Annotated in this window: 18 protein-coding genes; 4 read left to right on the top strand and 14 right to left on the bottom strand. The window is 66.7% G+C overall.

What is annotated here, in order from left to right:
- Window positions 1-350 precede the first annotated feature (350 nt).
- The 9 genes from GGR36_RS20310 to GGR36_RS20270 form a co-directional block, all read right to left on the bottom strand.
- Window positions 351-2,033: a protein kinase domain-containing protein gene (locus tag GGR36_RS20310; protein WP_183637849.1), complete on the bottom strand. Its 1,683-nt coding sequence runs from the start codon at window positions 2,031-2,033 to the stop codon at window positions 351-353.
- A gap of 97 nt (window positions 2,034-2,130) precedes the next feature.
- Window positions 2,131-3,345 (bottom strand): nitrate/nitrite transporter, encoded by a 1,215-nt coding sequence (locus GGR36_RS20305; protein ID WP_183637846.1) that lies wholly within the window; start codon window positions 3,343-3,345, stop codon window positions 2,131-2,133.
- Between the two features lie 4 nt (window positions 3,346-3,349).
- Window positions 3,350-4,159: a type IV pili methyl-accepting chemotaxis transducer N-terminal domain-containing protein gene (locus tag GGR36_RS20300; RefSeq protein ID WP_183637842.1), complete on the bottom strand. Its 810-nt coding sequence runs from the start codon at window positions 4,157-4,159 to the stop codon at window positions 3,350-3,352.
- A gap of 21 nt (window positions 4,160-4,180) precedes the next feature.
- Entirely contained in the window at window positions 4,181-4,516 is a 336-nt protein-coding gene (gene nirD, locus GGR36_RS20295) for a nitrite reductase small subunit NirD (protein ID WP_172197008.1), read from the bottom strand.
- 134 nt (window positions 4,517-4,650) lie between these two features.
- Window positions 4,651-7,095: a nitrite reductase large subunit NirB gene (nirB, locus tag GGR36_RS20290; protein WP_183637839.1), complete on the bottom strand. Its 2,445-nt coding sequence runs from the start codon at window positions 7,093-7,095 to the stop codon at window positions 4,651-4,653.
- A gap of 366 nt (window positions 7,096-7,461) precedes the next feature.
- Window positions 7,462-8,220, bottom strand: coding sequence for a hypothetical protein (locus tag GGR36_RS20285; protein WP_183637836.1), 759 nt, complete (start codon window positions 8,218-8,220; stop codon window positions 7,462-7,464).
- A gap of 96 nt (window positions 8,221-8,316) precedes the next feature.
- On the bottom strand, window positions 8,317-8,829 hold the full coding sequence (locus GGR36_RS20280; protein ID WP_183637833.1) for a disulfide bond formation protein B: 513 nt from the start codon (window positions 8,827-8,829) through the stop codon (window positions 8,317-8,319).
- Window positions 8,830-8,952: 123 nt separating this feature from the next.
- Window positions 8,953-9,927 carry a DNA-binding protein YbiB gene (gene ybiB, locus GGR36_RS20275; RefSeq protein WP_183637830.1) on the bottom strand — a complete coding sequence of 325 codons (975 nt, stop codon included), beginning with the start codon at window positions 9,925-9,927 and terminating at the stop codon, window positions 8,953-8,955.
- Window positions 9,928-10,057: 130 nt separating this feature from the next.
- Window positions 10,058-12,790, bottom strand: coding sequence for a nitrate reductase (locus tag GGR36_RS20270; RefSeq protein ID WP_183637827.1), 2,733 nt, complete (start codon window positions 12,788-12,790; stop codon window positions 10,058-10,060).
- A 258-nt stretch (window positions 12,791-13,048) separates the two neighbouring features.
- Between GGR36_RS20270 and GGR36_RS20265 the strand changes: the two genes are divergently transcribed.
- A complete protein-coding gene (locus GGR36_RS20265) occupies window positions 13,049-14,662 on the top strand; it encodes a methyl-accepting chemotaxis protein (RefSeq protein WP_183637824.1) in 1,614 nt (537 codons plus the stop codon).
- A 78-nt stretch (window positions 14,663-14,740) separates the two neighbouring features.
- Here the strand turns inward: GGR36_RS20265 and ybiB (GGR36_RS20260) are convergent, their stop codons facing one another.
- Window positions 14,741-15,652, bottom strand: a complete 912-nt coding sequence (ybiB, locus tag GGR36_RS20260) for a DNA-binding protein YbiB (protein ID WP_183637821.1) — start codon at window positions 15,650-15,652, stop codon at window positions 14,741-14,743.
- Window positions 15,653-15,736: 84 nt separating this feature from the next.
- Here ybiB (GGR36_RS20260) and GGR36_RS20255 point away from each other — a divergent pair, with 84 nt between their 5' ends.
- The 3 genes from GGR36_RS20255 to GGR36_RS20245 are packed head-to-tail and all read left to right on the top strand — an operon-like array spanning window position 15,737 to window position 18,005.
- On the top strand, window positions 15,737-16,624 hold the full coding sequence (locus tag GGR36_RS20255) for an NAD(P)-dependent oxidoreductase (protein ID WP_183637817.1): 888 nt from the start codon (window positions 15,737-15,739) through the stop codon (window positions 16,622-16,624).
- A gap of 5 nt (window positions 16,625-16,629) precedes the next feature.
- Entirely contained in the window at window positions 16,630-17,124 is a 495-nt protein-coding gene (locus GGR36_RS20250; protein ID WP_183637815.1) for an LEA/WHy family protein, read from the top strand.
- A gap of 44 nt (window positions 17,125-17,168) precedes the next feature.
- Entirely contained in the window at window positions 17,169-18,005 is an 837-nt protein-coding gene (locus GGR36_RS20245; RefSeq protein WP_183637813.1) for a hypothetical protein, read from the top strand.
- Here the strand turns inward: GGR36_RS20245 and GGR36_RS20240 are convergent.
- Genes GGR36_RS20240 through GGR36_RS20225 form a run of 4 tightly spaced genes read right to left on the bottom strand, consistent with a single transcriptional unit; the run spans window position 18,002 to window position 21,775 of the window.
- On the bottom strand, window positions 18,002-18,757 hold the full coding sequence (locus tag GGR36_RS20240) for a substrate-binding periplasmic protein (RefSeq protein WP_183637811.1): 756 nt from the start codon (window positions 18,755-18,757) through the stop codon (window positions 18,002-18,004). The two genes, GGR36_RS20245 and GGR36_RS20240, sit on opposite strands and share 4 nt — an antisense overlap.
- 1 nt (window position 18,758) lies before the next feature.
- Window positions 18,759-19,394 carry a class II aldolase/adducin family protein gene (locus GGR36_RS20235; protein ID WP_183637809.1) on the bottom strand — a complete coding sequence of 212 codons (636 nt, stop codon included), beginning with the start codon at window positions 19,392-19,394 and terminating at the stop codon, window positions 18,759-18,761.
- Window positions 19,391-20,431, bottom strand: coding sequence for an S-methyl-5-thioribose-1-phosphate isomerase (mtnA, locus tag GGR36_RS20230; RefSeq protein WP_183637808.1), 1,041 nt, complete (start codon window positions 20,429-20,431; stop codon window positions 19,391-19,393). The genes GGR36_RS20235 and mtnA overlap by 4 nt, the downstream gene beginning before the upstream one ends.
- 54 nt (window positions 20,432-20,485) lie before the next feature.
- Window positions 20,486-21,775, bottom strand: a complete 1,290-nt coding sequence (locus GGR36_RS20225) for a putative bifunctional diguanylate cyclase/phosphodiesterase (protein WP_183637806.1) — start codon at window positions 21,773-21,775, stop codon at window positions 20,486-20,488.
- Window positions 21,776-21,804: the final 29 nt, after the last annotated feature.

Below are 21,804 nucleotides of genomic sequence, written 5' to 3'. Positions count from 1 at the left end.
TGATATTGCGGTCTCCCGTGAGAAAGTAGGTCAGCGTCAGACTACCCCATGCCAGAACCCCCGCCTTCATATGTTGGCGGGGGTTTTTGCTTTTGGGAACGAGCTACGCAACCGGAGGAGCGTAAGCGTCCGCCGAACCCACCTTGAGCGAGGCCAAGCACCAGCATGCTGAGCGACAGGAATCGGGCGCAGCGTACTCCGTACAAGTTCAAGGCGATCCACCGGAGCGGCTTGGGCGAAGCAGCGCGGAGCCCCTGTGCTGCTTTGGCGCGACGTGTTTGGGTCGGCGACGGCCTTTCCACATTTGCAGGGGCGTGGAGACGCGCCAGTGTAGCGGGGACGGCGACTGTTCAGCGGCGTAGCAACAAGGCGATCATCACCACGTTGGCGAGCAGCGATACCGCTGCCAGCAGTTTGAGTGCGAGTTGCGGATCGCGTTGTGCAAGCGGGCGGCGGCGCGGTACCTGCAGCGGGCGGTGGGCGCCGCGTTCGAGCGCGAGCAGGCATTCCTCGGCGGTTTCGAAGCGCTGCGCCGGGTCGCGCGCGCAGGCCTTGAGCAGGATCGATTCGAGCCATTCCGGGGTGTCCGGCCGGTAGCGCGTGGCGGGGACCGGGTCGCCGAATCGGGGGCGCTGGAAGGGTTCGACTTCTCCGTAGGGGTACTTGCGCGTCAACAATTCGTACAGGGTCACGCCGGCGGCGTAGAGGTCGGTGGCCTCGCTCGCTCGGCCGTCGCCGAACAGCTCCGGCGCCATGTAGGAGGGCGTGCCGGGATTGTTGATCTCGTTGAACAGTTCGTCGTGCCCATCGGATGCTGCAACGCCCAGGTCCAGCAGCCGCAGGCGGCCGTCGTGACCCAGGTGCAGGTTGGCCGGCTTCACATCGCGATGGATGACCGCCAGCCGGTGCAGCGCGCCGAGCGCCTTCATCAAGCGCTGGCCGAGATCGGCGACTTCCACCGCCGTGAAGCGGTGCCCGCGCGCCAGCCGTTGCGCGAGCGTTTCGCCCTCGTGCCAGCTCATCAGGTAGTACAGGTGGCTGCGTTGCGGCCACTCGAGCACCTGCGGGAAGGCGGCGTCGGTCACGCGCCGTGCGAGCCATTCCTCATGCGCCAGCGCGGCGGTGTCCTGTGCGTCGGCATCCGGCCTCAGCGTCTTCAGCACCGCGAGCGTGCCGTCGACGGCGCGCACGCGGTAGAGCATCGTGATGCGCGATTCGTGCAGCACGTCTTCCACCGTCAGGCCGTCGATCTGCTGACCCGGTTTCATCACCGGGGGTAGCGGCAAGGCGCGGATACGCGACAGCGCATCGCGCAGTGTGTCGCGCGGCAGCACATCCACCTGCAGTACCAACGCACTGCAATTGTCCTGGCTGCCACTGTCGACCGCACTGTCAGCGAGCGCGAAGGCGGCCTCCTGCGGGTCGTCGTATTTCTCCAGAATTGCCAGCAGGCGGGCCTCGTTGAGCGTGCCCCACACGCCGTCGCAACAGATCAGGAAGCGGTCGCCCACTGCGAGTTCGCCTTCGGCGTAGTCCACCGCCAGGTGCCGATCGAGCCCCACCGCGCGCGACAGCACGGTGGAGAGCTCCGGGTGTTCCCACACATGGTCGACCGTCAGCCGCTTCAGCGCGCCGTCGCGCAGCAGGTATAGCCGGGTATCGCCCACATGCGAGCTGATCCAGCGGCGGCCGCGCAGGACCACGGCCGTGAGTGTGGTGGCCATGCCGGCGGCCTCGCCACGCTTGGCGGACTGCGATACCAGCCAGCGGTTGGCGGCGCCGATCACCTTGTCGAGCGCCTTGGGTACCGCCCAGGTATCGGGTGTCGCGTAGTAGTCGCAGAGCAGGCTGCGCACGGTGAATTCCGCGGCTTCCCGCCCGTCCGCATGGCCGCCGACGCCGTCCGCCAGTGCGGCGAGCAGGCCCTTGTTATCGAGCTCGGCGCCTTCCGGCGTGACCGCGCCGACAAAGTCCTCGTTGCGGGCACGCGGGCCGGTGAGCGAAGCATGACCCAGGCGGACAGACAGGCTCACGGCTGCTCCACAGATGAAAAATGGGGTGCCACGATCGTAGCACCCCCAAAAACCGGCCCTGTTAGGGCCGGGGCAGTTTCGGGCATGACCCCTGCGCTCAGATCCGCGCTGCGGTGAGGTGCGCCGCACCCCAGGTGGTACGCCAGCGGGTCTTCACGCCGGTAAGGCCGGCCAGGGCGAGCAGCGCGAGGCCGGCGAAGATCAGGAAACCCATCTGATAGGAGCCAGTGATCTGCTTGGCGTAGCCGAGGCTGGAGGCAAGGTAGAAGCCGCCGACACCGCCGGCCATGCCGACGAGGCCGGTCATCACGCCGATCTCCTTGCGGAAACGCTGCGGCACCAGCTGGAACACTGCGCCGTTGCCCATGCCCAGCGCCAGCATTGCACCGACGAACACCGCTGCAGCACTCCAGACCGTCGGCATGCCGAAGCTGACGATGGTGAGGAACAGCGCCGCGAGCGCGTACATCACCGTGAGGCTCTTGATGCCGCCGATGCGGTCCGCCACGTTGCCGCCGATCGGGCGCACCAGCGAGCCCGCGAATACGCAGCCTGCGGTGAAGAAGCCCGCCATCTTCGGGTCCAGCCCGTACTGTGCGTTGAAGTAGATCGTCAGCGATGAAGCAAGGCCGGAGAAACCGCCGAAGGTGACCGAGTAGAAGAACATGAACCACCAGGCGTCACGATCCTTTAGCACGGCGAGGTAGTCCGCCAGCGGTTTCGGCGGCGGGCAGTTCGGCGCGTCCTTCGCCACCGCGAGGTAGAACAGGAACACGATAGACAGCGGGATCAGCACCAGCCCGAACACGTTGGTCCAACCGTAGGCCATCGCGAGGCTGGGCGCGAAAAGCGCGGCCAGCACGGTGCCGGAGTTGCCGGCGCCAGCAATGCCTAACGCGGTGCCCTGGTGCTCCGGCGGATACCAGCGCGAGGCCAGCGGCAGCGCGACGGCGAAGGAGGCACCGGCCACACCGAGGAAGCCGGCGAGGATCAGCACTTCGTGGTAGCTCGTGATGCCGTGCTGCCATGCGAAGAACAGTGCGCCCATCACGACAACCTGACCGATCGCGCCGGCCATCTTGGGCTTGAGCTGGTCCACCAGCACGCCCATCACGATGCGCAGGAAGGCGCCGGTCAGGAGCGGTGTGGCGACCATCAGACCTTTCTGCGCAGGCGTGAGCGCGAGGTCCTTGGCGATCTGCACACCGAGCGGGCCGAGCAGCACCCACACCATGAAGGCGAGGTCAAAGTACAGGAAGGCGGCGAGCAGCGTGGGCGTGTGGCCGGCCTTGAGGAATGCGGTCTTGTTCATCGTTTCAGCCCAGTTGGGTGTAGAGCGCGGTGAGTTTGTCCATCGCGTCCAGAATGTTCTCGGAGGTGGTCGCGACGTTCTGGTCGTGTTCGCGTGAGTTGCCGGCTTGCGAAATCGCCTCGTCGAAGAACTGCCACTGCGTGTCCGCAAGCGCGAGCCAGTTGCGCACCTCGGCGCTGTTCTGCGGTGCGGCCTTCAATTGCGCAAAAGCGGCGATGAAATCGGCACGCGACTTCTTCAGGGCGGCGTTGGTCTCGGGCGCATTGAGGCCGGCGCGTTCGAAGAAATAGAACTTCGCCATGCGCTGCGAGAGCATCCGCTGCCGGCCGGAGAGGTTCACCAGCGTGCCGATCGGTGTCGCCTGCAGCTTTTCAAGCTGCTGCGTGCCCTCATGCGCGGTGGCGAGCACCTGCTCGTTGAGCTTGGCGACGGTGGCGAGGCCTGCGGCGTTCGGTGCGGCGGTGACGGCTACGCGGTAGCTGCCCCAAAGCGCGGCGAGCTGTTCGTAGGTGGCGGCCGCCTCGGCGCGATCCTTGGCTGCGGTGAGGCGGCGCAGGTTCGCGAGTTGCTCATCGAAGCGGGTGGCCGACGCTGCGAGCAACTGCTGCGCTTGATCCACCTTCACGCCGAGCAGTTGCTGTGCGTAGCACTTGGCCATGCGCTGCGACAGCATGCGCTGGCGCCCAGCCTGGTTGATGGCTTCGAGCATCGAGAGGCCGCTGTCCTTCGGGGGGGCGGCCATCGCGTTCGACAGGAGGGCGGCCGGCGCGAGGCTGGCCGCGGCGATGATCAAGTGGCGACGCGTGCGATCCATGTGCCGTGTCTCCGCTTTCGATCAGGCGTTGAGCCAGACCACGCCGTCTTCGAGTTTGGCGGCGAAGGGGCGGGTGCAGCCCACATCGGGCGCCACCGCTTCGCCACTGTCGAGCCCGATCTTCCAGCTGTGCAGCGGGCAGGTGACCGTCTTGCCATGCACGATGCCCTGCGACAGCGGGCCGCCCTTGTGCGGGCACTTGTCGTGCAGCGCGAAGACTTCGTCGTCCGAGGTGCGGAAGATCGCGATGTCGCCGTGCTTGGTGCCGCGCACCACACGCGAGCCGAGCACCGGGATTTCGTCGAGCGTGCACACACGCTTCCAGTCGATTGCTGTGTCCATGACGGCTGTACTCATGAATGAAGATCCTCTCTGGCGCCACGGCCCGTGGGGCGCGCGGCGCGGTGCATTCGGGTGGGGACGGGCGCAGGCCTAGTCGGCTGCGTCGTCACCTTCAAACCAGTCTTCCCATTCGCTCATGGCGGCTCTCCTTACGCGACGACGGCAATCGGGATGTAGGGCCGCTTGAGCGCACCCTCGGTACGTTCCTGCCACGGGTCCTTGTAACCCTGCAGGGCAAACAGCAGGCGCTCATGCAGCGCGCGGCGGTTGGCGGCGTCTTCGACGACCTTGCTCTTGACGTAATCCAGCCCCACGCGCTGCACGTAGTGCACCGTGCGCTCGAGGTAGTAGCCCTCTTCGCGGTAGAGCTGCAGGAAGGCGCCGGAGTACTCCATCACCTCCTCGTCGGTCTTCACCTTGGCGAAGAACTCGGCCACCTCGGTCTTGATGCCGCCGTTGCCGGCGACGTAGAGCTCGTAGCCGGAATCCACACCGATCACGCCCACGTCCTTGATGCCGGCTTCGGCGCAGTTGCGCGGGCAGCCGGAGACAGCGAGCTTCACCTTGTGCGGGCTCCACATACCGAACAGCATCTTCTCCAGCTTGACGCCCATGCTCATCGAGAGCTGCGTGCCAAAGCGGCAGTGCTCGGCGCCGACACAGGTCTTCACCGTGCGGATCGACTTGCCGTAGGCGTGGCCGGAGACCATGCCGGCCTTGGCGAAGTCCGCCCACATCAGCGGCAGGTCTTCCTTCTTCACGCCGAGCAGGTCGATACGCTGGCCGCCAGTGACCTTCACCGTGGGCACCTTGTACTTGTCGGCGGCGTCGGCGATCGCGCGCAGTTCGTCCGGCGTGGTGATGCCGCCCAGCATGCGCGGCACGACCGAGTAGGTGCCGTCCTTCTGGATGTTGGCGTGAGCGCGTTCGTTGATGAAGCGGCTCTGCGGGTCGTCCTGCGCCTCGTGCGGCCAGGTCGAGATCAGGTAGTAGTTGAGTGCCGGACGGCAGCTTGCGCAGCCGTTCGGCGTTTTCCACTCCATGAAGTGCATCGCCTGCGGAATCGTCAGCAGCTTGTTGTCGCGGATCGCCTTGCGCACTTCGCCGTGGGACAGATCGGTACAGCCGCAGACCGCCTTGTTGTTCGAGTCGGCCGGCGTGTAGGCGCCACCCACGGTGGAGGCCAGGATCTGCTCGACCAGGCCGGTGCAGGAGCCGCAGGAGCTCGATGCCTTGGTGTGCTTGCGCACTTCGTCCAGCGTGAAGAGGCCTTGCGTCTTGATCGCCTTGACGATGGTGCCCTTGCACACGCCGTTGCAGCCGCATACCTCCGCCGTGTCCGGCAGGCTCGCGGCGCTGTTGGCGCCCTTGTGGCCCACGTCACCCAGATGCGATTTGCCGAACAGCAGGTGGTCGCGGATGTCATGCACATCCTGCGCATCCTTCATCAGCTGGAAGTACCAGGCGCCGTCGGCCGTGTCGCCGTACATCACCGCGCCGACAATCCTGTTCTCCTTGATCACCACCTTCTTGTAGATGCCCATGCCGGGGTCGTGCAGCACGATGTCCTCGGTGCCTTCGCCGCCCATGAAATCGCCAGCCGAGAACAGGTCGATGCCGGTGACCTTCAGCTTGGTGGAGGTCACCGAGCCCTGGTAGCGGCCGATGCCGAACATCGCGAGGTGGTTCGCGCATACCTTCGCCTGCTCGAACAGCGGTGCGACGAGGCCGTAGGCGGTGCCACGGTGGTTCGCGCATTCGCCCACCGCGTAGATGCGTGGGTCGTAGGTCTGCAGCGTGTCGTTGACGACGATGCCGCGGTTGCAGTGCAGGCCCGCCTTCTCGGCCAGCGCGGTATTCGGGCGGATGCCGGCGGCCATCACGACCAGATCGGCCGGGATCGTCTCGCCATCCTTGAACTTCACCGCCGCGACACGGCCCGACTCCCCGGCGATCAGCTCGGCCGTGCTGGCGGCAAGGCGGAACTGCATGTTCTTCGCCTCCAGCGCCTTCTGCAGCATGCGCGCCGAGGTCGGGTCCATCTGGCGTTCCATGATCCATTCGCCGATGTGCACCACGGTCACGTCCATGCCGCGCAGCGCGAGGCCGTTGGCCGCCTCCAGGCCGAGCAGGCCGGCGCCGATCACCACCGCGTGCTTGTGCTTCGCCGCGGCGTCGATCATCTCGTCGGTGTCCTTGATGTCGCGATACGCGATCACGCCCGGCAGATCCTTGCCCGGCACCGGCAGGATGAAAGGCGTCGAGCCGGTTGCGAGCAGCAGGCGGTCGTACTCGGCCTCGGTGCCGTCGTCCGCGATCACCTTGCGGTTGATGCGGTCGATGGTGGCGACGGTCTTGCCGGCATGCAGGGTGATGCCGTTGTCGCGGTACCAGTCCCAGTCGTTGAGGATGATGTCCTGCACGGTCATCTCGCCGGCGAGCACCGGCGAGAGCAGGATGCGGTTGTAGTTCGGGTGCGGCTCGGCCCCGAACACGGTGATGTCGTACATGTCCGGTGCGAGCTTGATCAGCTCTTCGAGCGTGCGGCAGCCGGCCATGCCGTTGCCCACCATCACCAGTTTGAGTTTGCGCATGTTGCATCCCTCGACGAAACGCGCACGGCCAGCGGCCATGCAGAAAAGTGTTTGCGTTCGTGGGGATCTACGCTGATCCGTGCGGCGGCCGTCGTTGGCCGCGCTTGCCACCCGGAAGGCCGTCGTGGCCCTGCGGTGGATCATCGCGAAACTGCAGCGGCGGCCTTCGGTGGCGCCCGGCATGCAGCGGATGTTCCGGTCGCAATTTCCTTAGCAATCCGTATGCCTGCTGCCGGCTCGCCGTGGTGAAAGGGATGCGTGCTACCGGGAACACGCGCACCGACAAATCGGCGCATCGCTGCGGTGCGCCGATGCGCCGATGTGGTGCGATGTGGGCGTGTTTCGTGGATGGCCGCGTGCCGGGCCTCAATAGCGTGGATCCGGCACGAAGCCGGGAAAGGCTTGCGGCTCTAGCGGCATGGGTCGCGGGCGTGCGATCACGCCGCTGGCGAGCAGGTTCGGGTAGCTGTCATAGCGGATCTGCACGACCTCGTCCGGTCGGCTGCTCGCGCGCACGAACTCGGTGTACTCGGTTGGGGCGTACTCGCGTTCGCCGTGCCCTGTCCCGAGTTGTTCGGATTTTTTCGCCATCGCGCGGTCGGCGCTCGTGCCCGCGGCGGCTTCCGCGCTGCGGGCAGCGGGAGCGGCCGCGAGCGGGGCTGGCGGCGGAATGTAGCGCTCGCGAAAGACCGCGGCGCCGATCACGCCGACGTTGTCGGGGCGGCCGGTGCGCGCGGCGTAGGATTCCGGCAAGGCGGCGAAGTAGAACGCCGCCGTCTCCGACATGTTCTTGCGCCAGCCCGCGATCTCGGCGCTGCCCCAGGGCGGCAGCACATAGCCGGTCTGACCCCAGGCGGCGGTTTCACCGCTGACGACATTCACGCCATCGACGGATAGCACTACCAGCACGCGGCCACCGCTTCGGTTGTTCAGGCGCAGCGCATACCGCTGACCCGGCGTGCCAGCGACAAAACGCGTGCCGCGGTGGACGTAAGTGTCGAGCGCGGTATTGCTGCTGCGGTCGACGACTTCGAGTTCGACCAGGGCTGCCTGTGCGCAGCCGTTCGCGAGCACTACGAGCGCGAGCAGGGCGGCGTGGGTGGCTAAGGGATGAGGGCGGGACATGATGCAGCTCCTGTGAGTGGTGACACCCACTTGAACGGCGCTGCATCAGGATTCGGGTTAAACATTCGCGCCGGAACCGAGCCCGGCGTGGTCGGCTCAGCGCGCGAAGCGTTTGCGTTCGCGACGCTGCAGCACCACCGACAGCGCGATGCCGAGCACCACGGTGAAACCGATTACCGCGAGGTTGGCAATCGAGAGACCGAGAAAGGTCCAGTCCACTTTCGCGCAGTCGCCGCTACCCTGGAAGATCATCGGCAAAGCCTGCGCGATCGGGAAGCTGTTCATCATGAACTCAAGGTCAGGCCCGCATTCGACAAACTGCGGCGGGAACCACTGCAGCCAGCTCTGGCGTGCGCCGATGCCGGCGCCCGTCAGCGCGGTCAGGCTGATCAGTGCCGCATAGATCTGCCCGCCGCGGCCAAGCGGGTTGTGCAGCGCGCCGAGCACTGCCAGCGCGCCCGCGGCTACGAAGGCGTAACGCTGCATGATGCACATCGGGCAAGGCTGCACGTGTTTGAGGACTTGCAGGATCAGGCCGACCCCGATCAGGGCAAAACAGAACAGGGCAATCGCAGAAAAGCGCTGGCGTTGCGAGAAGCGGTTGATCATGGTGAAGGGCGGTCGGCGACATCGATTGACAAGCCCTCGATTGTACGACGCCTTGCGGCCAATCGCGGATTTGTCAGATTCGGAGATTCGCGCTGCAGTGTGTGCCTGCTTTTGTGCCGTGCCTCAGGTCATGCCGACGCCGACCGCGACCATCGCACGGGCATGCATCAGGTCGCGCGCGTGGCCGGTCGCGAACAGGCAGGCGGCCAGCTGGTTCGACAGCGGCGTCGGCGTCGCACGGCGGCCCTCCATCATGTCGCGGATCACCTGCGCGACCATCGCCGGATCGTTCGGGTCGCAGCGGATCGGCGCCGGCGACCAGCCTGAGACCTCTTCGTCGTACAGCACGTTGGCCTCGCCGTTGCGCAGCCAGGCAATGCGCGGGCGGCGGTCTGCGCTGGCCACCGATTCACCGTCGGGCGCATGCATCAGCATGGCTTCTGCACGCTGGTCGATCAGCAAGTCGTGCAGCGCGGCCACCGCTTCCGGCTGGCTTGCGCAGATCAGGCGCAGGCTTTGCGTCGGCATCGGGTCGATGAGTTTTGCGATCAGGTGGCCGACATGGCGGGCGCCGAGTTCGTCGCGCAGGTTAAGCAGACGGTCAAGATCCGGCGCAAGCAGGTGGGTCGGGACTACCGCAAGGTTGTGCACCGCGAGGGTTTCCATCGCGTCGCCGAGTGACTTTGCTGTCGGGCGGCCAAGGTGTTCGAACACGCTGAAGCTGGGCGGCACCCGCCCTTCGCCGAGCGAGCCGTGTACCAGTACCGGCACGCCGGTCTGTGCCAGGCGCAAGGCGAGTGCGGGCATCAGGTTGGGCTGGCTGTGGCGGCTGGCGTAGCTCGGGATGATCGCGACGCGGCGCGAACCGTGCGGTGCTTCGAGTTCGAGCGTGTGCTCGGCGAGCGCCGTGGCGAATCCGAGCATCTCGTCGATCGTCTCGCCCTTCCAGCGCAGGGCCATCAGCAGCGCACCGAGGCGCACCTGCGAGACGCTGCCGGAGAGCATGCGATTGAACAGATCGTGGGCTTCGTCTTGCGCGAGGTCTTCGCACAAGGCGGGGCCGCGCCCGATTTTGGTGAGCGCGGTAGCAACATCCATCACACGGTCCTCCTGGGGTATCGAGTGCTTGGTGAAAGGTCTTGTTGTTGTCGGAGCGTCTCGCAGGGGTTGCCGGCGCGCGCTCCGGAACGCAGCGCCGTTCGGGGTTGCCGTACGACGCCGCGGTGGCTCATGTGGGTTGTCCCCCGGTGCAGAGCCGTTTGAGTTCGGGAACGCAGGAACCGCAGTTGGTGCCGCACCGGGTGCGGGCTTGCAGCGACTCAAGCGTTTCACCGGATGCGAAGGCGGCAACGATGTCGCGTTCGGCCACGTCGAAACAGTTGCAGACCACCTTGCCGCGCTGTTGCTGTTGCCCGGCAGGGGGCTGCGTCAGCGGGGCGAGCAGCCATTTGCGCGCCTCTCCGGCAGGGGTGCCTTGCGCCATCATGTCTTGCAGCCAGCCGGCCGCTTTGGTTTCGCCGACCAGGCGTACCGCGCTGAGCGTGTCGCCGTCGATCAGCGCTCGCTTGGCGATATCGCGACGTGCGTCGCGGTAGCTGAGCGCGTGTGCATCGTCGAGCGCCACGGCACGGTCGAGCGCTGCAATCGCTGCGTCGCCGGTTGCTGGCGCGCGGGCCTTGAGCACCACGACCGGTGCATCGCGCCCGGCCAGCGTGAGGCTGGAATAGCTGGCGTCCGGCAGGCTGCTGTGCAGTGCTTCGCGTACCCGCGCCATGACCACCATCGCGCTGTCGTCGGCGCCGGGCTCGACGCGGCGAAGTGCGACGATCTCGCGCCCCTCGGCAAACTTCTCGACTTGCACCGCGGTGTGTTTGAGCTCTGGCTGTTTCGACCAGGGATCGAAGGCGGGCACGGTCAGCGCATTAATGCCGTGGCCACCCATCGAATTGCTGCCCCAGTGCATCGGCAGGAAGGCCTGGCCGGGCCGCACCGAATCGCTCGCGGCGACCTTCACGGTGACCGCGCCGCGGCGGCTGCTTACCCTTACCAGGTCGCCTTCAGCGAGCGAGCGGCGATCCAGATCGGCCCGGTTCATGTGCAGCAGGGGTTCGGCTTCATGCGCAAACAGTCGCGCCAGGGTGCCGGTGCGACTCATGCCGTGCCACTGGTCGCGCAGGCGTCCGGTGGTCAGCGCGATCGGGTATTTGGCCGATACCGGCTCGGCGACCGGCAGGTGTTCGGTGGCGACGAACTTCGCGCGGCCCGTTTCGGTGGGGAAGAGGCCGTCTTCGTACAAGCGGGTCTTGCCGCCGCTCGCCCCGCTCCGGAAGGGCCACTGTTGCGGGCCTTCGGCTTCCAGCGTGGCGTACGACAGGCCAGTGATGTCGAGGTCGCGGTCGCGCGTGCTTTCGCGGTGCTCGTTCCAGATGGCCTCTTCATCGGCATACGGGAACAGCGCATCGGTGCGCGAGTTGCCCAGCGCATGGCCGAGGCGCCGCGCGAAATCGACCGTGATCTCCCAGTCGTGGCGCGCCTCGCCCGGCGCAGCGACGGCGGGGCGCACGCGCGAGATGCGGCGCTCGGAATTGGTGACGGTGCCACCCTTCTCGCCCCAGGTGCTGGCCGGCAGCAGCAGGTCGGCATAGGCGGCGGTTTCGGTGGTGGCGTAGGCTTCCTGCACCACGACGAATTCGGCCTTGGCCAGCGCGCGGGCGATCTGCGCGGCGTCGGGCATCGACTGCGCGGGGTTGGTGCAGGCGATCCAGACCGCCTTGATCTCGCCGGATTCGAGTGCGTGGAACAGTTCGACCGCGCTTTTGCCCGGCGCGGCCGGCACATCCGGCACGCCCCACAGGGTGGCGACTTCCGCACGGTGCTGCGGGTTGGCCAGATCGCGGTGGGCAGAGAGCAGGTTGGCAAGGCCACCCACTTCGCGCCCGCCCATTGCGTTGGGCTGGCCAGTCAATGAAAAGGGGCCGGCGCCGGGCCGGCCCAAGTGCCCAGAGGCGAGGTGGAGGTTGATCAGCGCGGCATTGTTGTGGGTGCCGTGCGAAGACTGGTTGAGGCCCTGGCAGTACATCGACAGGGTGGCTTTCGAGGTGGCAAACCATTGCGCGGCGCGCTCGATGTCGGCGGCGGGTACGCCGCAGATGCCGGCCGCCATTTGCGGCGTGTAGGCGCGGACGACCTTGCGCAGCGCATCGAAGCCCTCGGTGTGCGCGGCGATGTAGGCCTCGTCCACCCAGCCTTCCCACAGCATCACATGCAGCATTGCGTTGTAGAGCGCGATGTCGGTGCCGGGCAGGATCGCCAGGTGCAGGTCGGCCGCCTCGGCGGTGTCGGTGCGGCGCGGATCGACCACGATCAGCTTCATAGCCGGGTTGGCCTTGCGCGCATCTTCGATGCGGCGGAACACGATCGGGTGCGCGAACGCGGTGTTGCTGCCGCTGATGAAAAGGCAGTCGGTGTGGTCGATGTCTTCGTAGCAGGCGGGCGGCGCGTCGGCGCCAAGCGTCTGCTTGTAGCCTGCCACCGCGCTGCTCATGCACAGGCGCGAGTTGGTATCGACGTTGTTGGTGCCGATCAGGCCCTTGGCCAGCTTGTTGAAGACGTAGTAGTCCTCGGTCAGCAACTGGCCCGAAATATAGAAGGCCACGGCGTCAGGGCCATGCTCGCGGATGATCGCGGCAAAGCGCGCGGTGGCATGGTCGAGTGCCTCGTCCCAGCTTGCGCGGCTGCGCTTCTCGGTGCGTGCTGTGCGCAATTCCGGGTATAGCGCGCGCGCCGCACGGGTGTTCGGCGCGGCCGTCAGGTGCAGGGTCGAGCCTTTGGTGCACAGGCGGCCGAAGTTTGCCGGATGGCTGGGGTCGCCGCGCACGCCCGTAATGACGCCTGCATCGTGTTCGATGATCACGCCGCAGCCGACGCCGCAATAGCAGCAGGTTGATTTCGTTTCCGCCATGTTTTCCTCGTCTCCGGGGACGGGTTAGCAATGGCTGTGCCATGGCCCTGCGCATACGGCCGCGCTGTGTGGTGGCGCCTCCAGTACGCGTCGATCGACAGGTTCGGCACCAGATTGAAGCCTGTTTGCGCCGCTATGGGGCGGGATTTGTGGCGGTGGGGGCGTTCCGAAGTGAGGCACCGCGATAGGGCGCGATCCCCGTCTCAAGATATCGCCATCGGTGTCGTTGTAGCGATTGCGTTGCGAGCGGAGGGTGCGATGACCAAGCGAAGACTGTCGATACAGGTATTGCTTCTGGGGCTTGCAGCGGCAGGTATCGCTGCGGTTCTGCTCAACGCGGCATTCGCGCAGCTTGGATCGCGGCAAATGGCGAACGGCATCGACGCGATCCTGCGCACGCAGCAGCAGGTCTTGCGTCAGACCGACGTGGACATGATGCATGACGCCATTCGCGGCGACGTGTTGCGCGCTTTGCTGGGCGCGAGTGGGGGCGGCGGCGATGACAAGGCGGCGATCCAGAAGGACTTTGCCGAGCACGCCCAGCGCCTGCGCGAAAACTTCGAACGCAATCGCAAGGAACTGCCCGAAGCGGCCGCTGCCGCGGCGAACGCGGCGGCACCGACGGTCGAGCGCTACCTTAAAGTGGCCGAAGCACTGGTGGCGAATCCCTCGCCCCAGTCGCCCGAGATGGCCGCGTTCAATCAGGACTTCGAAGCGCTGGAAGCCGGCCTGGAAAAGCTGACCGGCCTGATTTCCGCGGCGGCCGATGCGGAGCGCGGAAACGCCGAGAACGCCGTCAGGCAAGGGGTCTGGCGCAACGGCGCGGTAGGTGCGCTTGCCGCCTTGGTGCTGATCGCACTGACCGCATTTGTTTATCGGCGGATCGGCCCGCCGCTTCGCAGGGTCGCCACCGAGGCGTCTGCCATTGCGGCATCCGGTGACCTGTCGCGGCGCATTGACGGTGCTGCAGGCGATGAGATCGGCGATGCGATAGCGGCTTTCGATCACTTGCTATCGGTGCAACAGGGTGTTGTCCGCGATGCGCTGCGCGCCGCCGAGGAAACGGTGTCCGCCGTGCAGGCGCTGCAGGCGGTAGGCAGTGCGGTGCGGGGGGAGGCGGGCGGCCAACAGGCGCTGGTCGCGCAAGCCACCGGCGACTTTGCTGCAGTGCGCGAGAGCATCGAAACGGTGGCCGCGAGCGCAGGTCAGGCGTTGAACGCGGCGCGCATGTCGGGTGAGTGCGCACGCAACGGGGCGCTGCAGGTGCGCCAGGTGGCCTCCGACGTGCATGCCATTGCCGACTCTGTGCGGCAGACCGCGCAAGTCGTGTCGTCCCTGTCCGGCGAGGCGGAGCAGATCGCGACGCTGGTGGGCGAAATCAAGGCGATTGCAGATCAGACCAATCTGCTGGCGCTCAATGCCGCGATCGAAGCCGCGCGCGCCGGGGAACAGGGGCGCGGCTTCGCGGTGGTGGCCGACGAAGTGCGCAAGCTGGCCGAGCGTACTGCGCACTCGACCGAGCTGATAGTCGGCACGGTCGGGCGTATCCGCACCACCATCGACTCGGCCGTTGGCGCGATCGATCAGAGTGTCGCCGAGGTGCAATCCAGCGTGGCGCGCGCCGAACAGGCCGGCGCAGCGGTGGATGACATCCCGCGCGTGGCGGCCGAGGTCGAAAGCGGCATGACCGGCATCCAGCAGACCTTGAACGACGAGCAGGCAGCGACGCGGCGGCTTGACACCTTGATCAGTGATATCGCGGCAGCGGCGGACCGCAACGCCGCCCATGCCAACCGTGTCGCCGGGTTGGCCGACGAGGCTGCCGGCGCAATGAGCCGCCTGTCTGGATCGGTCGGCCGCTTCACTGTGTAGTGCTTCGATGCCCGCCATTCCGGGCGACCTGGCCGGGAAGGGCGGGCGTGGGGACTGCCGGAACGCGCGCCCGCTTGATCAGGCGCGAGCGAGTTGCGCCAGCGCGCTGACCTGGTCGCGGATCGGTTGGGGCACCGGCACCGTGCCGGCAAGCATCGCCCGGATCTGCGCCGCATTGTCGGCAACGCTGCAGCCCTCTGCAGGTTCGCGGCTGGGGTCGCTTTCTTCCTGCTCGAACAGCACCCGCGCGGCGCCATCGACGTAGCCGAGCAAGCGTGGTCGGCGGCGGGGGTGCGCGTAGGCCTCGCCCTCGGTGGCGCGCATCAGCAGCGCGCAGGCATGTTCGCGGTCGAGTTGCTCAGCCATGCGGTCGAGGTATTCCGGGTGCGTCACCGCGATTACCCGCACGCTGCGCCCGACGCAGGGGTCGAGCAGCTTGGCGAGGGTGTGGCCGCTGTTGCGCAGGCCGACGCGGCGTCGCAGCGCAAGCAACGCATCGAGACCCGGGCAGAGATCGACCAACGCGATGCAGGCCAGCCTGTACTCGGCCAGTTGCGCAGCGGCGTCTTCAGGGGATGCCGCGGGCGTGATTCCAAGGGCGGCGAGCAACTCGAAGGGGCTGACCCGACTCTCGAAATCATGACGGCCTTGGATCAGTACCGGCACCCCTTCCTGCGCCAGCAGCATCGCCACCAGCGGCATCAGGTTGGCCTGCTTGCGCGCGCCGTTATAAGTCGGCAGCACCACGCAGCGCGGGCCGGCCGGGACTGCGACCTGCGCCGTGCGCGCATCCATCGCGCGCTTGAAGCCGGCCACTTCGTCGGCGGCCTCACCCTTGATCCGCATTGAAAGCAGAATGGCACCCAATTCGAGATCCGGCACGCGCTGGTCGAGGATGTCGCCAAAAAGGCTTTCGGCCTGTGCTTCGCTCATTGGCCTTGCGCCCTTGGCGCCTCGGCCGATTTCCTTGATGATCGGGGCGTATTGCATGGAGCGGGTCTTTCGTTCCGTGTCTCGGATCTATCGGGCACCGCACCGGTTGCGCTGCCCGAGCGCGCATTCTACGGAGGAATCATGAAAGTCGGTTTTGTCGGTCTCGGCATCATGGGGCGCCCGATGGCGCTGAACCTGCTCAAGGGCGGGCATGCTGTGGCGGTGTGGACGCGGCGTGCGGAGTCGATGCAGCCGCTGCTGACGGCCGGCGCAACGGCAGCGGACTCGGCCGCGGCGCTGGCGCGCGACTGCGACGTGGTGATCAGCATGGTGGCCGACGCGCCGGACGTTGAGCAGGTGGCACTCGGCCCGCAGGGCGTGGCGGAAGGCGCCGAGGCTGCCGGCCGCTCGGATCTGGTGTTCATCGACATGAGCACGATTGCGCCTTCGGCTGCGCGGGCAATCGCTGCGCGCATGGCCGAGCGTGGCGTGACGATGCTGGATGCACCGGTCTCGGGCGGCGAAGTCGGCGCGATCGCCGGCAGCCTGACGATCATGGTCGGCGGCTACCAGGCCGCCTGCGAGCGGGTGCGCCCGGTGCTCGAATGCATGGGCAAGACGGTGACCTGGATCGGCGAGAGCGGGGCGGGGCAGGTGGCCAAGGCCTGCAACCAGATCCTCACCGGGGCCGGCGTGGCGATCGTGGCCGAGGCGCTGCACTTCGCGCGCGCTTCCGGCGTCGACCCGGCGCGGGTGCGCGAAGCGATGATGGGTGGCTTCGCCAACAGCCGCATCCTCGAAAACCACGGCCAACGCATGCTCGACCGCAACTTCAAGCCAGGCTTCAAGGCATGGATGCACCAGAAGGATCTGCGCATCGTGCTCGACGAGGCGCACAAGATGGGTGTGTCGCTGCCCAACAGCGCGGCGACCGCACAGATGCTCAACGGCCTCGTCGGCAGCGGCATGGGCGAGGACGATTCGATCTCGCTGCTGCGCTTGCTCGAGAAAATGTCGGGGCGGGAGTGATCGCGATGCGTGTGCCAAGTCGCTGGCTGATCCTGCTGTGGGTTGCGCTGCTGTCGGGCTGCGCGATGATGGCGCTGGGGCTGGAGAAGCCCGAGGTGAGCGTGACCGAACTGCAGATCCTGCCCGGCGGCAGCCTGCTCGAACAGCGCCTGCGGCTCACCCTGCGGGTCGCCAATCCGAACAACCGCGAAATCGCCATCGACGGCCTCTCGTTCCGCTTCGAAGTCGATGGTCACGATCTGGCGCGCGGGCTCAGCAACCAGGCGGTGGTGCTGCCGAAGCTCGGTGAAACGACGATGTCGGTGGACGTGAGCGGTTCGATTGTCGACCTGCTGCGCCACGCGCCGAAGATGCTTGAAGGCGGGCGCCCGCTGGGTTACCGGGTGTATGGCGATGTAGTGACCCGTGACTATGGCCGGCTGCCCTTCGACCGCAAGGGCGAAGTGTCGCTCGACAAGCTCGGTGGCGGCGTGCCTGGCGCGGTACGAGGGCAGATCTGATGCAACGCCGGCAGCCGTCGGCCTGACCGCCTGGAAGGTGCAAGGTGCTGGCGCTCTTCTTCGGTCTGATCAAGCTCGCGGTGGCGGGGATGATCTGCGCGCTCGGCGCCGCCCTGCCGGCCCGCTCCGCGCTGTATCTGTGGCAGCGTCCGCGCCTGCTGATGCGCACCTTGCTCGCGATGTACGCGGCCGTGCCGCTGGCTGCCGTGTTGATCGACGAGTTCGTGCCGCTCGGCCCGCTGGCGCGCGCGGCGCTGCTGGTGCTGGCAGTCTCGGCGGGCGCTCCGATGTTGCCGCGCAAGCTCGGCCCGCTCGGCAACTCCCCCTACCTGTTCAGCATGGTGGTCACTTCTTCCGTGCTGGCGGTGGCCGTTGTGCCGGCTTGGGTGATGTGGCTCGGCGAGCACTTTCAACTCGACCGTTCGGTGTCGCCCGCACTGATCGCGGGCGCGGTCGGCCGCACGCTCCTGCTGCCCTTGTTCGTCGGCATGCTGCTGCGCGGCCTCTGGCCCGTGCCGTGCGAGCGCTGGGCGAATCGCATCCTCGCCGTCTTCGGCACGTTGCTGATGGGGCTGGGCGTGATCCTCATTGCGATCTTCGGTGGCGCGCTCGCTCAGATCCCGCTGCGTGCGTTCGCGGCACTCGGCAGCCTGCTCCTGGTCGCGCTCGCTGCTGGCCATCTGCTCGGGGGGCCGGACCCCGACGAACGCACTGCGCTGGCGATTACCTGTGCGACCCGGCATGTCGGCCTCGCCGCGCTGTTTGCGGCGTCGATGCCAGGGCCGAACGCGGCGCTGGTGGTGACCGCCTACATGCTCTGCTCTCTCGTCGTGACGACGCCTTACCTGCTCTGGCGGCGTGCGCGGACTCGCAAACCCTAACGCCAGTCTCGCAGTCCGTATCGCGCAAGGATGCGCGCGAGCCGACCGTCGGCACGCAATTGCCGTATGCCGCGTGAGAACTGGGCAGCATAGGTCTTGGATCGCGGGTTGGTGGGCGAAAAGGCCACATAGCCGTACAGCGGGGCCTCGCAGCCTGCCGCACGCAGTGGCGGCACGACTTCCTTGAAGCGCAGCCAGGCGACGAGATTCTCTTCTTCGACGAAGGCATCGATGCGTTCGGCTTGCATCATGCGGGCGAGGCGCAAGGTGAGGTCGTCTCCGGCGACGACCTCGAAGCGCGCGGCGTGTTTCTCCATCGCATGGTCGATGGCTTCGCCGTAGGAGTAGCCCTGCACGACGCCCACTGTGCGGCCTTTGAGCGTGCCTGCTCCGGAATACAGCCAGGCGTCGTTCGGCCGGGTAAAGAAGCAGTAGCGGTTGCGCGAAACCGGTTCCTCGGGGAAGACGAAGTCCGGCGCTTCATCATGCAGGGTCGAGGGCGTTGCCAGGAACTGACCGCTTCGCACATCCGCCAGCGCGCGTGCATAGTTTTCGTTGTGCAACACGACCTTGTGCCCTGCAGGTTCGAAGATCGCTCGCAGGATTTCGATCGTGAAGCCCTCGCGCGCATCCCCTGCCTGGCAGGCGAAAGGGCACCAGAAGGCGGGCGCGACGATATCCAGCACCTCGGCGTGGGCCGGGGATGCCAGTTGCGCGGTCGCCACCAGCACCGCGAAAGCCAGGGGGCGCATGTCAGCGCACCCCGTATCCCTTGAATTTTTCCAGCACGCGGGCGATCTCGTCCTCGGGCAGCAGTATCGGTGTCCCGAGCTGGCAGGCACGCCAGTACTGTTCGGCCAGGCTTTCCAGTTCGATCGCAAGCGCTTGCGCGTGGCGCAGGTCGCGCCCCGCGACGACCATGCCGTGATTGCCAAGCAGGCATCCGTTGCGATCGGCCATCGCCTCGGCGGTGGCGAGCGACAAGGCTGGCGTGCCGTAGGTTGCGTAGCGCGCGCAGCGTACGGTGCTGCCACCGAAGCGGGCGACCATGTAGTGGAAGGACGGAATCTCGCGGTGCAGGCAGGCCAGCGCGGTGCAGAAGGGGGCGTGGGTGTGGATTACCGCGCCGAACTCGGAGCGTGCGAGGTAGAGGTCGCGGTGCAGTTGCCATTCCGACGAAGGCGCGCGCGGCCCCTGACTTTGGCCCGCCCAGTCGACGTGGACGAAGTCGTCGGTGCCCAGTTCCTCCCAGGGCAGGCCGGATGGCGTGATCAGCATGCCGTCGGCCTCGCGCACGCTCAGGTTGCCGGCCGCGCCGGGATTCAGGCCGAGCGCTGCGATGTGGCGGGCGCAGGCGAGCAGCTGATGCGGTAGCGATAGGGCTGTCATGCGAGCGCCTCGGTGATGTGCGTTGACGGGTACAGCCCGCGCTCGGTGAAGATGCCGCTGATCAGCGCTGCGGGCGTCACGTCAAACGCCGGGTTGGCGCAGCGACCGGCGAAGATAGTGACCTGCGCGGGTTTGCCGGCGCCATCCACGCCGTGTACGACCTGCACCTCGGCAGCGCTGCGCGCTTCGATCGGGATCGCGGCGCCGTCCGGGCAGGTGGCGTCGATGGTGCTGGTCGGTGCGGCGATGTAGAACGGCACCTGGTGTTCGCGCGCCGCGAGCGCCTTGAGGTAGGTGCCGACCTTGTTCGCTGTGTCGCCGTTGGCGGCGATGCGGTCGGCACCGGTGATCACGAGATCGACCTCGCCTTGCCGCATCAGGTGACCCGCGGCATTGTCGGCAATCAGCGCGTGCGGAACGCCGGCGCGGCCCAGCTCCCAGGCGGTGAGCAGGCCCTGGTTGCGCGGGCGGGTCTCGCTGACCCATACCTCGACGGCAATCCCGGCGGCATGCGCTACGTAAACCGGGGCCAGCGCGGTGCCCCAGCCACAGGTGGCGAGCGCACCTGCGTTGCAATGGGTCATGACGCGCAGCGGGCGTCCGAGCGTGGCCGCGCGTTCGGCGATCAGGCGCGCGCCGTGCTCCCCCAGGGCGTGATTCGCGGCGATGTCCTCGTCGTGGATGGCCCGGGCTTCGGCCCACGCGGCGGCCGCACGGGTGCTGGCCGCAAGCGGGCGCAGGCGGCTCGCCATGCGGGCCAATGCCCAGTGCAGATTGACCGCGGTCGGGCGGGTGCGCGCAAGGCGGGCGAGCGCGGCTTCGAGTGCGGCATCGCCGGCGTCGCCGGCCATCGCCAGCGCGACGCCGAAGGCTGCCGTGGCGCCGATCAGCGGCGCGCCGCGCACCTGCATGGTTTCGATGCCCTGCGCGCAGTCTTCGAGTGTTCGCAGGGCCAGCGTCGCGAGGACGAACGGCAGGCGGGTCTGGTCGATGACCTCGATGTGGTCATCGTGCGGAACAAGTGGGGCGAGATTCATGCCGCGATGATCGCCGCTCGCGGGAGTGCCCGCAAGCGACGCTCGCAGCGGCTGTCAGGTGGCGTTGCGACGTTCCGCAAGCCAGGCGTAGAGCGCTGCGGGTTCCATTGGCCTGCCGTACAGGTAGCCCTGTGCTTCCTGGCAGCCCAGTTGCAGCAGCATGTTGGCCTGTTCGGTCTCTTCGACCCCCACGGCAAGTGCGGCGACGCCCAACTTGTGTCCCAACTGGATCATCATTTCGACAATCTGATGACCGTTGTTTGGGTTGGTGCTCTGCGCTGGCAAGAGCGAACGGTCGAGCTTCAGGCGATCGACGCGCAGGCGTTGCAAGGCGGACATCGACGAAAATCCGGTTCCGAAGCCGTCGATCGCAAGTTTGACACCGATTCCCGCGAGTTCATTCCGTATGTTCTCAACGAAATTGAGTGCTTCCACTGGCATCGTCGGGGTGAACTCCAACTCGATTTGCCCCGCAGTAGCCCCGGTTTCATGCAGGGCGTCCCGCACCTGCTCGATGAACCGTGGGTGGCGGAACTGGACAGCGGAGACGTTCACCGCCATTCGCATGTTCGGGAAACCAGCTGCTGCGATTTTTGCTTGTTCATAACAGGCCTGTCGCAAGACCCAGCTGCCAATATCCACGATCAGCCCGGCGTGTTCGGCCAGCGGGATGAAACGATCCGGCGGAACGAAGCGGCCGTCATCGGCACGCCAGCGGATCAGGGCCTCGACCCCGACCGGTTGGCCGCCGTCGATGCGTACCTGCGGCTGGTACATCAGAAAGAGACGGTCTTCGTTGAGGGCAGAGCGCAGCCCGTGCAACATGCGCACCCGCTCCATGATCTCGATGTCCATCGTCCGCGTGAACATGCTGTAGTTGCCGCGCTGGGTGGACTTGGCGCGTATGAGCGCGAAGCTGGCGTTCCTGAGTGCATCAGCACCGTTGCCTTCGTGCTCCCCAAGATTTACGTAGCCATGAGTTGCCGAAATCCGGATCTCCTGCCCCTCTACGCAGTAAGGCTCTTCGAACAGGCACGCAACAACGCGCGGTGCGACCAGCGAACTTTCGCCCAGCAGACCGAAGGTGTCGCCCGCCACCCGCGCGATGAACGCCCCAGGCAAACGAACGCGCAGACGCTGCGCCACAGCCCTTAGCAGCTTGTCACCGAATTCGTGACCCAGTGCGTCGTTCGTTTCAGCGAAGGCATCGATGTCGACCATGGCTACGGTTGCGTCCGCGTTGCGGCTGCCACGCAATCGGTCATCGACCTCGAGCAGGAAGCGCAAACGATTGGGGAGCCCGGTGAGGGTGTCGTCGAAGCTCAAATCATTGAGGCTGTTCAACAAGTGCATAGTGCGGCAAGGTCTCTTCG

This window comes from Niveibacterium umoris (assembly GCF_014197015.1).
GTDB classification, from domain to species: domain Bacteria; phylum Pseudomonadota; class Gammaproteobacteria; order Burkholderiales; family Rhodocyclaceae; genus Niveibacterium; species Niveibacterium umoris.
The sequence above is the reverse complement of the archived record's forward strand: the minus strand, read 5'-3'. Positions and strand labels throughout refer to the sequence as shown.

Bases quoted from the DNA above. Each gene is read 5' to 3' on its own strand.
- GGR36_RS20305 (WP_183637846.1), bottom strand. From the start codon at position 3,345: ATGAACAAGACCGCATTCCTCAAGGCCGGCCACACGCCCACGCTGCTC.
- GGR36_RS20300 (WP_183637842.1), bottom strand. From the start codon at position 4,159: ATGGATCGCACGCGTCGCCACTTGATCATCGCCGCGGCCAGCCTCGCG.
- nirD (WP_172197008.1), bottom strand. From the start codon at position 4,516: ATGAGTACAGCCGTCATGGACACAGCAATCGACTGGAAGCGTGTGTGC.
- nirB (WP_183637839.1), bottom strand. From the start codon at position 7,095: ATGCGCAAACTCAAACTGGTGATGGTGGGCAACGGCATGGCCGGCTGC.
- GGR36_RS20285 (WP_183637836.1), bottom strand. From the start codon at position 8,220: ATGTCCCGCCCTCATCCCTTAGCCACCCACGCCGCCCTGCTCGCGCTC.
- GGR36_RS20280 (WP_183637833.1), bottom strand. From the start codon at position 8,829: ATGATCAACCGCTTCTCGCAACGCCAGCGCTTTTCTGCGATTGCCCTG.
- ybiB (WP_183637830.1), bottom strand. From the start codon at position 9,927: ATGGATGTTGCTACCGCGCTCACCAAAATCGGGCGCGGCCCCGCCTTG.
- GGR36_RS20270 (WP_183637827.1), bottom strand. From the start codon at position 12,790: ATGGCGGAAACGAAATCAACCTGCTGCTATTGCGGCGTCGGCTGCGGC.
- GGR36_RS20265 (WP_183637824.1), top strand. From the start codon at position 13,049: ATGACCAAGCGAAGACTGTCGATACAGGTATTGCTTCTGGGGCTTGCA.
- ybiB (WP_183637821.1), bottom strand. From the start codon at position 15,652: ATGCAATACGCCCCGATCATCAAGGAAATCGGCCGAGGCGCCAAGGGC.
- GGR36_RS20255 (WP_183637817.1), top strand. From the start codon at position 15,737: ATGAAAGTCGGTTTTGTCGGTCTCGGCATCATGGGGCGCCCGATGGCG.
- GGR36_RS20250 (WP_183637815.1), top strand. From the start codon at position 16,630: ATGCGTGTGCCAAGTCGCTGGCTGATCCTGCTGTGGGTTGCGCTGCTG.
- GGR36_RS20240 (WP_183637811.1), bottom strand. From the start codon at position 18,757: ATGCGCCCCCTGGCTTTCGCGGTGCTGGTGGCGACCGCGCAACTGGCA.
- GGR36_RS20235 (WP_183637809.1), bottom strand. From the start codon at position 19,394: ATGACAGCCCTATCGCTACCGCATCAGCTGCTCGCCTGCGCCCGCCAC.
- mtnA (WP_183637808.1), bottom strand. From the start codon at position 20,431: ATGAATCTCGCCCCACTTGTTCCGCACGATGACCACATCGAGGTCATC.